8 protein-coding genes are annotated in these 12,860 nt (G+C 58.1%); 3 read left to right on the forward strand and 5 right to left on the reverse strand.

The annotated features are described in order from the left end of the window. Positions 1 to 265: 265 nt before the first annotated feature. Entirely contained in the window at positions 266 to 3,712 is a 3,447-nt protein-coding gene (locus J4D97_RS00655; RefSeq protein WP_208305946.1) for a pyruvate carboxylase, read from the forward strand. A gap of 98 nt (positions 3,713 to 3,810) precedes the next feature. Here the strand turns inward: J4D97_RS00655 and J4D97_RS00660 are convergent, their stop codons facing one another. Continuing rightward, positions 3,811 to 4,278 (reverse strand): META domain-containing protein, encoded by a 468-nt coding sequence (locus J4D97_RS00660; protein WP_185283106.1) that lies wholly within the window; start codon positions 4,276 to 4,278, stop codon positions 3,811 to 3,813. A gap of 154 nt (positions 4,279 to 4,432) precedes the next feature. Between J4D97_RS00660 and J4D97_RS00665 the strand changes: the two genes are divergently transcribed. Together J4D97_RS00665 and J4D97_RS00670 are read left to right on the forward strand one after the other, a co-directional pair. Beyond that, positions 4,433 to 5,206: a hypothetical protein gene (locus tag J4D97_RS00665; RefSeq protein WP_208305947.1), complete on the forward strand. Its 774-nt coding sequence runs from the start codon at positions 4,433 to 4,435 to the stop codon at positions 5,204 to 5,206. Positions 5,207 to 5,246: 40 nt separating this feature from the next. Continuing rightward, a complete protein-coding gene (locus J4D97_RS00670; RefSeq protein ID WP_208305948.1) occupies positions 5,247 to 6,551 on the forward strand; it encodes a M20/M25/M40 family metallo-hydrolase in 1,305 nt (434 codons plus the stop codon). 178 nt (positions 6,552 to 6,729) lie between these two features. On the opposite strand, the gene J4D97_RS00675 is transcribed toward J4D97_RS00670, so the two are convergent. From J4D97_RS00675 to J4D97_RS00690, 4 genes are all read right to left on the reverse strand, one after another. Then, positions 6,730 to 7,581: a transporter gene (locus J4D97_RS00675; protein ID WP_208305949.1), complete on the reverse strand. Its 852-nt coding sequence runs from the start codon at positions 7,579 to 7,581 to the stop codon at positions 6,730 to 6,732. A 211-nt stretch (positions 7,582 to 7,792) separates the two neighbouring features. Next, positions 7,793 to 10,279: a M1 family metallopeptidase gene (locus J4D97_RS00680; protein WP_208305950.1), complete on the reverse strand. Its 2,487-nt coding sequence runs from the start codon at positions 10,277 to 10,279 to the stop codon at positions 7,793 to 7,795. A 195-nt stretch (positions 10,280 to 10,474) separates the two neighbouring features. Continuing rightward, positions 10,475 to 11,497 (reverse strand): LacI family DNA-binding transcriptional regulator, encoded by a 1,023-nt coding sequence (locus tag J4D97_RS00685; RefSeq protein ID WP_208305951.1) that lies wholly within the window; start codon positions 11,495 to 11,497, stop codon positions 10,475 to 10,477. A gap of 141 nt (positions 11,498 to 11,638) precedes the next feature. Continuing rightward, the gene (locus tag J4D97_RS00690) at positions 11,639 to 12,709 is read right to left on the reverse strand and encodes a glycoside hydrolase family 43 protein (protein WP_208306479.1); all 1,071 of its coding nucleotides are present in this window, start codon (positions 12,707 to 12,709) and stop codon (positions 11,639 to 11,641) included. Positions 12,710 to 12,860 lie beyond the last annotated feature (151 nt).

Here is a 12,860-nt window from a genome sequence, read left to right on the forward strand (position 1 = left end):
CGTTGTGGGAGCGGTAGGGCAAATATACGAGGCCCGCGGTTGGCGGCAAGTATTTGCATTCGTACTTGCTCGTAGCATTACTCACACTCGCCTCCGCTCTCGCTCTACTATGCCGAGCGAGTGCGAAGGTGAGTGCATGAGTACAAAATTGAATGGAAGTGCCTAATAATTGTCATTTTGATCGTAAAAAGCAGCCTTTTTTGTCCTTTCTGTTAAATTATTGCCTAGTTTGAGGCCGCGCTGACTAAAACACCTCTACCTACTCATGAATATTCGCAAACTCCTCGTTGCCAATCGGGGCGAAATTGCCATTCGCGTAATGCGTGCCGCTACCGAATTGGGCATCACCACGGTAGCCGTATACACCTTCGAGGACCGCTACTCCCTGCACCGCTACAAGGCTGATGAGGCCTATCAGATTGGCGAAGACGACGAGCCGCTGAAACCCTACCTTGACATTGAAGGCCTGCTGCGCATCGCCAAAGCCAACGGTGTAGACGCCATCCACCCCGGCTACGGGTTTTTGAGCGAAAACGCGACCCTAGCCCGGCGCTGCGGCGAGGAAGGCATCATCTTCGTGGGGCCACGGCCCGAAGTGATGGAGGCGCTCGGCGACAAGGTACGCGCCAAGGAAGTGGCCTTGCGCGAGCAAGTGCCTATTATTCAGAGCAGTGAAGAAGAGTTGAATGACTTCGAAACAGCTCGCGCCGAGGCCAACCGCATCGGCTACCCTGTAATGCTGAAAGCTGCCAGCGGCGGTGGGGGAAGGGGCATGCGCGTCATCCGCGACGACGACCAGTTGGAGAAGGGCTTCTTCGAGGCCCGCAACGAAGCCCTGAAAGCCTTCGGCGACGACACCGTATTCCTCGAGAAGTTTGTGGAGCAACCCAAGCACATTGAGGTGCAGGTAGTGGCCGACGCCTACGGCAGCGTAACGCACCTCTACGAGCGCGACTGCTCGGTGCAGCGCCGCTTCCAGAAGGTAGTGGAGGTAGCGCCCGCCCTGGGCCTGGCTGAGGAACTACGCGAGCAATTATACGACTACGCCCTGCGCCTGGCCCGCGCCGTGAACTACAACAACGTGGGCACGGTGGAATTTCTGGTGAAGCCGGAGGAAGGTGAGATTTACTTCATTGAGGTGAACCCGCGCATTCAGGTAGAGCACACTGTCACGGAAATGGTCACGGGTGTCGACCTCATCAAAACCCAGCTTTACATCGCGTCGGGTTACCACTTGCAGGACCCCGAAATCAACCTCGACCCGCAGGTGCGGCCCCGCATTACGGGCTTTGCGTTGCAGTGCCGCCTCACCACCGAAGCGCCCGAAAACGACTTCAAGCCCGACTACGGCACCATTGTGGCCTACCGCTCGGCGGGCGGTTTCGGTATCCGGCTGGACCAGGGCTCGGTGTACCAGGGCGCCAAGATTCTGCCGTTTTTCGACTCCTTGCTGGTGAAGGTGTCGGCCCAGGCGCCTACCCTCAAGGAGGCGGCCGAGCGGATGCTGCGCACCCTATCGGAGTTCCGGATTCGGGGCGTGCGCACCAATATTCAGTTCCTGCAAAACATTGTGGCGCACCCTGATTTTCAGAATGGTAGCGCCACCGTCGACTTCATCAAAGACCATCCTGAGCTATTCAAGTTTGAGGTGCGCCAAGACCGTGGCACCAAGCTGCTGACCTTCTTGGGCGACATCATCGTGAACGGCAACCCCGACGTGCACGGCGCCCAGGACCCGGCCCGGGACCTGCCCAAGCCCAAGCTACCCCACTACGATGCCACCGCGCCCTACCCCCCCGGCACCAAAAACCGTCTTACCGAGCTGGGGCCAGAAGGTTTTGCCAAGTGGTTGCGCGAGGATACCCTCATTCACTACACCGATACTACCCTGCGCGACGCCCACCAGAGCCTGTTGGCCACGCGCATGCGCACCTTCGATATGCTGAAGGTGGCCGAGCGCTTCGCCAAGCAGCACCCCCAGACGTTTTCGCTGGAGTGCTGGGGCGGTGCCACCTTCGATGTGGCCCTGCGCTTCCTGCACGAAGACCCCTGGGAGCGCCTGGCCAAGCTGCGCGAGGCCGTGCCCAACATCCTGCTACAAATGCTGATTCGGGGAGCCAACGGCGTGGGCTACAAGGCCTACCCCGACAACCTGGTAGAGCGCTTTGTGCAGCAGAGCTGGGAAACCGGCATCGACGTGTTCCGCATTTTTGATTCGTTGAACTGGATGCCGGGTATGGAAAGCTGCATCCGGTTTGTGCGCGAGAAAACGGGGGGGCTGGCCGAGGCTAGCATCTGCTACACCAACGATTTGCTGGATCCGCAGAACAAAAAGTACAACCTCGATTACTACCTGCGCCTGGCCCGGCAAATTGAGGACGCCGGCGCAAACATTCTGTGCATCAAGGACATGGCGGGCCTCCTGAAGCCCTATGCCGCGCAGGAGCTGATTGCCGGCCTGCGCGACACCATCAGCCTGCCCATTCACCTGCACACCCACGACACCAGCAGCCTGCAGGCCGCTACCTACCTCAAGGCCGTGGAGGCTGGGGTGGATGTGATTGACGTCGCTCTGGGAAGCCTCTCGGGCCTTACCTCACAGCCCAACTTCAACGCCACGGTGGAGATGCTGCGCCACACGCCCCGCCACCGGGAGTTCGACCAGCAGAGCCTCAACGAGTTCAGCAACTACTGGGAAGGCGTGCGCACGTACTACCAGCCGTTTGAGTCGGGCCTGAAAGCTGGGTCGGCCGACGTGTTCCAGCACGAAATTCCGGGTGGGCAGTACTCCAACCTGCGCCCGCAAGCTGTAGCGCTGGGCCTGGGCGACAAGTTCGAACTGATCAAAAAGACCTTTGCCGATGTCAATCAGCTCTTTGGCGACATCACCAAGGTCACGCCTTCTTCGAAGGTAGTAGGCGATATGGCGCTGTTCCTGGTGTCCAACAACCTTACCACCCAGGATGTGTGGGACAAAGGCCAGACGCTAAACTTCCCCGAATCGGTGCAGAGCCTGTTTCGCGGCGATATTGGGCAGCCCGAAGGCGGCTGGCCCGAGGGCTTGCAGGAGATTATCCTGAAAGGCCAGCCGGCCTACACCGAACGGCCTAACGAGCACCTCGAAGCCATCGACTTTGATGCGGAGTGGAAGGTGTTTCAGCAGAAGTTTGGGCCGAGTGTGGAGTTCACGGACTTGCTTTCCTACCTGCTCTATCCTAAAGTGTTTGAGCAATACTGGGCCTTTGTACAGGAGTACGGCGACGTGTCGGTGGTGCCCACGCGGTTGTTTTTCTACGGCCTGCAACCGGGCGAAGAAAGCATCATCGACATTGCCCGCGGCAAAAGCATCATCGTAAAATTCCGCTCCCTAGGCATTGCCAACGACGAGGGCAAGCGCACGGTGTTCTTCTCCATCAATGGCGAAACCCGCAACTTGGAAGTGCGCGACCGCTCGGTAGAAGTGGTAAAAGTACAGCACGCCAAGGCCGACAAAGCCAATCCGCGCCAGGTAGGGGCACCGTTGCAGGGGCTGCTGTCGCGCGTATTGGTGGAACCTGGGCAGGAAGTGAAGCGCAACGCCCCGCTGTTCATCATTGAGGCCATGAAGATGGAAACCACTATCACTGCCCCCGACGATACCACCGTGGAAGCCGTAACCCTGGAAGAGGGCACCCTCGTGAATGCCGACGATTTGGTACTGACATTGGGGTAGGAGTTTATAAAAGCAGTTAGCCGTTGGCTGCTAGCGTTTAGCTTTCGTTTACTGAAAGGCTAACGCTAGCAGCCAACGGCTAACTGCTTTTATAAACTCTACTCCGGCGCTTCGCCAGCGTGAAACTGTGCTACCACTTGCGTACCTGCAGGGGCACCCAATAGGCGGAGGGTGTCACCTTCTAGCTGATAGCGCGTGGTTGTTTCGAGGGCGTTGAGGTAGCGGGTTTCCAGGGACACACGCGGGCAGGCCATCTTAGTCGACATAAGCGGCGAAAAGCTCAACTGATCGTTGGCAGCCAGAGTGAAGCGGCCCCGGAAGCGGTTGCAACCAGCTTGTCCTTCGGCGCGGTTGCTGCTGTCGGCAGCCAATGTCAGGTATATTTCCTGGCTGTTTTCGGGGGTAGTTACGGCAGAATCGCCTAGTTGCTCGAGTACCCAATACGTACCGCGTAGGGGCGTGGTGGTTGCGGTGGGCGTTTGAGTGGTTTCGGCAGGCTCGCGGCCGGCGCAACTGCCGAGCAGTGCCGCGGTGATTACGGAAGCGAAAAACGAAGAAATACGCATGAGATAGATGAGGGAAAAAACGAGGGAATAGGCAACAAAGATGAAATCTTTTAGCTTGCCGATTGCTATTGGTTGCAGCCAGAAACGCTGGCAGATACTGCTACGCAAGCAGAACCGTTAGAACCAACAGTAAAGTCTACTAAAAAGCAATACCATGAGGCAATACGCAACTACACGTCGGGCAGTTGGTTGGGGCGGGATTATCGCCGGGTTGTTGGTAGGATTATCCGTCCAACAAAGTAGGGCCCAAGTAAGCCAGGTGCCTACCAGTGGCAGCGGCGTGATGGCTCAGGAAAACATCAACTCCATTGCGCGCGGTGGACAGGGATACACCATTGATACGCGATATCAGGGCTTGGTAGGCTCGCCTTACGCTATTGCGCGCTGGCTGCCAGCCGTCGTCACCACCGACCATGACGTGAAGCTGCAACCCGTGCTGCTGAAATACGATGTGGTGCAGCAACTCCTCTACGCCCGTCAGCCTACCCGCACTGACTCGATGCTGCTGAACGAGAACCGCGTGAAAAGCTTCGTGCTGACAGATGCTACCGGCACGGTGCCTGAGCGCCGGTTTCGACGCTTCGTGGAGGCTCCGGAACCGGCGCAGGGCCGTGAGTTTGTGGAGGTGTTGCACGAAGGCAAGTACACGGTGCTCAAGCAGTACCAGAAGAAGCTGGAGCAAGCCAGCTACAAAGGCGCCTACAGCCAGGACAAGCGCTATGACGAGCTGGTAACCAAAGAAACGTACTACCTACGCCGGCCCGATGGCATGGTAGTGCCCATCAATAAGCTCACGCTGAAAGCCTTGCAGAGCGCGGCGCCGGAGCTAGCAGCTAAGCTGAAAAGCGAGGCCGACCGCAACAAGAGCATGGGCAAATCGGAGGCTGACTTGATAGCGCTGCTGCGGGTAGTAGACCCAACAACGTGATGCAATTGTAGAACCTACCGCAAAGCAGTAAGCTTGTCCTATGAAACACTTCTTTTTACTTGCTGCTGGCCTGTTGGTTGGCTCTCAGGCCACCGCCCAAAAGCAACCGGCCGTATCGGCGGCTACTGTGGAGCGCGTGGCCCGTACCCTCACCGCCGACGACATGGCCGGCCGCCCTAGCGCCGGCCCCGGCAACCTGAAAGCTGGTCAGTTTCTGGCCGCTGAGTTCAAGCGTATTGGCTTGAAGCCGCTGCCTGGCAAGGACAATTTTTTGCAGGAGTTTGAGGCCTACGAAGCACAGACGAGCGCCCGGACCGCCACCCTGAATGGTACGACCCTACCCCCCGATAACATCGTGCTTTCTTCGGGTCTGCCCCAGGTGGACTGGACAAATACCGACGCGACGATACGCACAGTGATGGTAGGGGCGCAGGACAATCTGTTTCAGGTGGTGCGGCCGTTGCTGGATCTGCACGAAAACACCGTGGTCATTGTCGATCCGGCGCATCAGGCGCAGTTTAAGCGGTTACTAGGATTGAATAAGGGCTCGGTGAAGGCCCAACAGCCAGCAGCACACGCCGTTGCAATGTTGCTGGCGACTGCACCGCTAGAAGGTGCTGCGCCTACCTACGCCGTAACGGCTACCACTACCATCAAACCCGTTGCTATGCGCAACGTGGTAGGGATACTACCCGGCCGCGACAAAAAGTTGGCCCCGGAAATGGTGGTTTTCTCCGCGCACTACGACCACCTGGGCATCACCCAGGCCGTAGCCGGCGACTCCATTGCCAATGGTGCCGACGACGACGCCAGCGGTACCACGGCCGTAGTGGCCCTGGCTGAGTACTACAAAAAGCAGAAAAAGAACGCCCGCACGCTAGTTTTCGTAGCTTTCACGGCAGAAGAAATCGGTGGGTTTGGCTCGCAGTATTTCTCTCGTCAGCTCGACCCAGACAAGGTGGTAGCGATGTTCAACATTGAGATGATTGGCAAGGTAGCGAAGTTCGGCCCCAACACGGCTTTCATCACCGGCTACGAGCGGAGCGACTTCGGCCCGCTGTTGCAGCAGAACTTGCAAGGCTCGCCATTCCGCTTCGAGCCTGACCCGTATCCCGAGCAAAACCTGTTCTACCGCTCCGACAACGCCACGCTGGCGAAGCTAGGCGTGCCAGCCCACACCATCAGCACCGACCAGATTCCCACGGACAAGCTCTACCACTCCGTCGACGACGAAATCGAGAGTCTGGATCTACAAAATATGACGGCCGTTATCAACGCCATTGCCCGCAGCGCTACCAGTATCATATCAGGTCAGCAAACGCCCACACGCGTAGCGAAGGAGTAGGGCTATAGTGAGGTGGTGAGATAGTGAGTAAAAAAGGTGTGTCATCCTGAGCAGAGCGAAGGACCTTATCACGATTGAACGATTGATGTAACAACGACTCGTTCTGTGGACATAAATAAGGTCCTTCGCAAGCTCAGGATGACACACCTTTTTTTTTACTCACAATCTCACCACCTCACTACTTCGGCAGCCGCACGCTGAGGCCGGCGCCTACCTGCGGGGCGGCGCGGCCTTCGCGCCAGGTGTTGCCGGCGTTTAGGTCGAGGCGCAGGCCGGGTAGGGGGCGCCAATAGAGGCCACCCGTGAGGCCCGGCTGCCAACCGTAGGTGCGTTGCCAGAAGGTATAAGTTTCCGCAAAAAAGCCAACGGTGGGCAGAATAGCACCATTTAGGGCCAATGTACCCAGGTATTGCCCTTGGCTGGTTCCTTCGGCCCGAAACCCACGCTGCCGAAAGCCTACGTTGGCCTCCAGGCCGTAGCGCTGGCCCAACTGCTGCGACACTAGCAGGCGAGCTGCCGGCTCGTAGGTTTGATTAAGGTAGGACGCGTCACCGGTAGGCAGTGTCAGCTCAGTGAGTAGCACCACCTGAGAGCGGGCATCCTGGTTGCTGGAAGCCAAGAACTTAGCGCCCACCGTAAGGGGGGCGAAGCCGTTGGGATAAGAGGGTAGGCTAGGTTGCGGCGCATCGCCAAGGGTAGGACGTGCGGAAACATCAGCCAAATAACCTTGCGAAGCCCGCAGCTCTATGTGGTTGAAAAACCCTACCCGCAATAGGGCCGACGAAAGCGTGCGGCGCGGTCCCAAGCCGTCCGGCGGCGCGTAGCGCAACGTCCCCAACTCTACCTGCACCTGGCCGGGATACAGTATGCTCGTCGTAACGGTTTGGCCGGGCCGGTCGGGGCGGAGGTTGCGGATAAAGGGTGTTTCTGCGTTGGCAACAGGGTCGGAGGGGAGGCTTTGGGCCAGGGTGCGGGCCGAGCCGGCGAGCAGGAGCAAGCCGGTAGCCGTCAGCAGAGTGGTCGTGCGCATAGCTTCCGACACGCTTGAGCGGCGGAAAGTTCAGTGGATTAGGCGAGGTACGGGTGAAAAAAATGGATATTAAAAAAACCGTCTGTCCTCCTGAGCTTGCGAAGGACCTTCTCACGTGTGAACGACAGACGTCATAACGACTCGTTCTGTGGACATAAGGTCCTTCGCAAGCTCAGGATGACAGACGGTTTTTCTACTTCACAAGCTCGTCTTACTTCGCCTGCTGGATTTCCTGCGCAGCTTTTTCGATTTCCTGCTGGGCCTGGGTAGCCGTAGCACCGGTTTTGCGCTGCTGCACATCGCTCAATAGGCCTAGCACCGCCCGGTCGATGCCGTACTGCTTGTACTTGATGCCCAGGTCTTTCACGCGGGTGAGGGCGGCATTGAAGATGGCCGGGTCGGTGGTGCGCACCATCACTTCATCCAAGGCTTCCAGCATATTGATGCGCTGTTGGGCGCCTGCCTCATCAAACTGCGCTTGAATGTAGGGCCATTGCGCCGCGTCACCTTGCTTGGCGTATACTCCCACAATAGCCTCAGTGAGGGCGCCGTGGCTATCGGCTTCCAGTGTTTTGGCGCGGCTCAGGGCCTCGGTGGGTTTGGTCAGGCTCAGGCCGTTGAGGGCTGCGCCTTGCACGTTGTACGACTGGTTATCGAGGTACTTTTCGTAGAGCTTTTGGTCGCGCTTGTCGTTGAGAACAGCCAAATTTGTGAGCAAGGCGGCCTGCACGGCGGTTTCCTTCTCCTGATTCAGCTGTTTGCGCAGCGCGTCGGCGGCTTTTTTGCGCATATCGGCATTCTTCAAATCCAGCGACTGTGCAGCGGCCAGGCGCAGGCCGTAGAACTTGTCGTTGAGGGCCGAGAGCAAGAGAGCACGAGCAGCGGCATCATCCTTCTGCCGCGACTGGGCCGCTACCAATGCCTCGCGCCGGTCGAGGTACAAGGGCGCGTGCTGGTATTGATACACGTAGGCGCTAAAGGGCTTGTTGTCGGTTTTCTGCCACAGCGTCATTTTGGTGGCATCCACGTTCACCAGCTCGGGCTGGCTGGCGGCGGCAAAGCTGAATGTTTGCGTGCCTTCTGTCATCAACACTTGGTGGCGCTCGGCCTTGCCTTTCACATATACATCAATAGCCAGGGGTAGGATAAACTTCTGCCCTTCCTGCGTTTGCTTAATGGTAACGCTTTGCTGCTTTTTAGCCGCATCCCAACCGTAATCGATGGTAACAACAGGATGGCCGGCCCCAAAGTACCACTGGTTGAAGAACCAATTCAAATCCTTACCCGACACGGCCTCGAAGGCCAAGCGCAACTGGTGGGCTTCGCCGTTGCCGAACTTGTTGTCGGTGAGGTATTTGGTGAGCGATTTAAAGAATACATCGTCGCCGAGGTAGGTGCGCAGCATGTCCAGGATGGCGCCGCCCTTCTGGTAGGTCACGCCATCAAACATATCCTCTTTATCGGCATAGTGGAAGCGCACGAGGTCTTTGTTCTCGTTGCCGGGGCCGCTGAGGTAACGTCGGATGTAGCCGAAGCGGTGGGCATCGGCGGCGTCTTTGCCATACTTGTGCTCGGCCCATAAAGCCTCCGAGAAGTCGGCAAATGACTCGTTTACAGTCAGGTTGCTCCAACTCTCGGCCGTCACGTAGTCGCCAAACCACTGGTGAAACAGCTCGTGCGCCACAATAGATTCGCTGCTGCCGTAGGGGCGGTCCAGCATTTCGCGGGCCGTGCCGGCCACCGCCTCACCGTGTAGGGTAGCAGTAGTGTTTTCCATGGCGCCGCTCACGTAGTCGCGAGCTACCACTTGGGCATACTTGTTCCAAGGATACTCCACGCCCAGACGGTTCGAGAAGAACTCCATCATTTCGGGCGTTTTGCCAAAGATTTCCTTGGCGTAGGGCGCGTATTTGGGCTCCAAGTAATAATCGACGGGCTTGCCGCGCCACGTGTCGTGCGTGATTTTGAAGTCGCCCACGGCCATCATAAACAGGTAGGGCGAGTGGGGCAGCTCCATCTTCCAGGTATCGGTGCGGAGGCCGGCGCCGGCGGGCTTGCTGTCGGTCATTTTGCCGTTGCTCAGCGTCACGTACTTGCTGGGCACGGTCATCGAAATCTCCGAGGTCGTTTTCTGGTTGGGCCGATCAATGGTCGGGAACCACGCTGAGGAGCCTTCCGTCTCGCCCTGCGTCCAGATTTGCACGGGCTTGCCGGCCACCGAGCTGTCGGGGTTGATGAAGTAGAGGCCTTTCGCATCGGTAATAGCCGCCGAACCTTTCACCTTTAGCTCATCGGGCTTGGCCGTGTACTCGATATACACCGTGTAGTCGGTGCCCGGCTGCACGGTTTTGCCCAGGTTGATGCGCAGGAATTCTTCGTCGTACGTGAATTTCAGCGGCTGATTGGCATTGCCATTCACCAGGGCCACTGTCTGAATATCCATGCCCTTGGCATCGAGCTGGAGCGAGTCGGTGGGGTAGGCGTGGGGCTTTAGCGTCACCCACTCTTTGCCGTAGAGGTAGCGTTTTTTATAGTCGAAGCGTACATCGAGCTTGCTGTGTACCAAATCGTTGCGCTTGGTAGCAGTGGCACGGTAGGGGGTAGCCTCAGTAACATTGGTAGCCGTAGCCGGGGTTTGCGCTTGCACAGTAGCGGCGGTCAGAAACAGACCCAGGCTCAGCAAAAAGGCTTTATTCATCAGAGAAAAATAGATGGAAAGGGAATTGTGACGCAAAAGAAGCGAAAGTACCGCGAAGGTTGCCTAACGGGCTGTGTATGCCGAGCGTAGCGGTCGGCCGAACGGTGTAGAGACGCATACTTGCGTCTCGTCGTTGAACGTCCGCCGCCTAAATTGTTCAACGACGAGACGCAAGTATGCGTCTCTATACCGTTCCTATACCGCTTGTGAAGAATCGCGCACCAGCAAATCGGGGCGGAGCACTACGCGGCGGGGCGAGAAGTCGCCGGAGGGCTCGGCCAGAATTTCCAGGAACAGGCGCACGGCGGCCTGGCCCATCTGCTCGCAGCGCTGGTCGATGGTGGTGAGCATGGGCTCAGTGAGGGACGTGAAGGTTTCGTTGCTGAAACCGGCCAGGGCCATGTCCTGGGGCACGCGCAGGCCACGCTGCTTGAGCGCTTGCAAGGCACCCACAGCCGCAAAGTCGCTGGCCGAAAACACGGCGTCGGGTGGGTTGGGTAGGGCGAGCAGGTGCGCAATGCCAGCTGCGCCATCTTCCATTTTCATGTTGCCGATGTGGATTAGGTCTTCCTCCACGGGCAGGTCGTGCTCCCGCAGGGCATCGAGGTAGCCCTGGCGCCGGTCTTTGTAAATATTGAGGTGCTGCGGGCCGCCGAAGTGCGCAATACGACGGTACCCTTGCTGGATGAGGTGCTTGGTGGACTGGTAGCCGCCGGCGCGGTCATCGAGTACCACGGCACTCACATCCAGCCCATCCAGCACACGATCAAAAAATACCAGCGGAATCTGCTGCCGCTGCACCTTCTCGAAGTGCCGGAAGTCGCGCGTGGTGCGCGATAACGACACCAAAATACCTTCTACCTGCGCCCCCAGCAGGGTTTCGATGTTTTGGCGCTCATGAGCCACATCTTCGTTCGACTGGCAGATGAGCACGTTGAAACCGGCCTTGGTGGCTACCGTTTCAATACCCTTCACCACCAGCGTAAAGAAGTGGCCATCAATGTGTGGCACAATCACGCCCAGTAACTTGCTGCGGCCTTTGCGCAGGCCAGCGGCTAGGTGGTTGGGCTGGTAGTGCAGCTCTTTCGCCAGCTTCCAGACACGCTGCTTGGTGGCGTCGCTGATGCTGGGGTGGTTGCTGAGTGCCCGCGAAACAGTGGAAACGGAGATGCCCAACTGCTGCGCTAGGTCGGTAATGGAGGCTTTCGTGCGGGCCAAGGGAGGGAGGGTAAGGAAGCACAACGGTTGCCGCAAAGTTGCGCAAATTGTTGCGCAATCTCACGAATAAAAACCAGCGAATGGATGCGCTGCTGGCTCAGTTACGGGCGCACATCATTGCCAACAACACGGCAGATACTGCTACCGAGGTGCTGGCTGAGGCGTGTAGGTAGGACCCTGGCAGCGTGGGCCCTGATCGGTCCAAAGCAACTTGTCAATACACAATTGTCGTTCGGTCATGCCTTCGTTCCAGGCATGGTACACCAGGTACTCGGTTTTGCCATTGGGGCTCATGGTGTGCGAGTGGTGGCCGGGGCCGCGCACTTTGCCCGGAATGGAGTGGAGCACGCGGGCACCCTTGTCGGAGCCGGTATCCTGGTAGGGACCCATGATGGTATCGGCCACGCAGTAGTCCACGCCGTACCGGTCAGTTAGGAAATTGGCACCGCTGTAGAAGCAGTAATATTTGCCCTTGTGCCGGCGCACGAAGGGGCCTTCCAGCGTGTGCCACTCCGCAAAGGTGCGGTTGTCGTAGAGCGGCATGGTGCGATTTTTCTCGAACACAGTCCAGTCGTGGCGGGCGCGCATCACGGTGCGGCTTTCGCCGGCCAGCTTGGTCATGCCCACGAGGCGGTCTACGGCCAGGCCGGTGCCGGGGCGGTAGCCGTTGTCGGTGTCCGTGAAGTCGCGGGCGTAGAACAGATACCATTGCCCATCGGTGTCGCGGAAAGCGTGGGCGTCGATGGTGAACTTGCTCTCGGGCACGTCCAGCATGGCCACCTGCTGGTAGGGGCCTTCGGGCTTCTGGCTGGTGGCCACGTAGAGGCGGTGGCCCACGGAGGAGGCAATGGCACCGCCGCCTTTGGAGTAGTACATATAAAAGGTGCCCGCATGCTCTACCACTTCCGGCGCCCAGAAGTCTGCGCCTTCGGCCTCGGGCGGGGGGAGAAGGGCACCACCCGTTGGCTGCCAATCAATTAAATTGTCAGAAGTAAGCAGCGAGAAAATACGGCCATCACTCGTGCGGCTTTGGCCAGTGGTACCAAAAGCATAATAGCGCTTGCCGTGGCGTAGCACGAAAGGGTCGGGGAAAGAGCCAGAGTAGACGGGGTTGGTATACGTGCGGGCCGCACCCATAACCTGTTGGTGAGCAAGAGCCAGCGCAGCCAAGCCAGCAGCTGACTGTTGCAGAAAATGACGACGAGAAAGCATAAAAGGCAAGAAGTGATGTAGATACTCTCAGCAAATAGGCGCATTTTTCACCGAATATGCAAACGTTTGCATCATTGGGTAAAGTCGGTTAGCTTGCAGATTCTTATCTGGATAGGACTCCACAAATAGAAATATGCATCCTGATTAGCGC

This window comes from Hymenobacter defluvii (assembly GCF_017589435.1).
GTDB lineage: Bacteria > Bacteroidota > Bacteroidia > Cytophagales > Hymenobacteraceae > Hymenobacter > Hymenobacter profundi.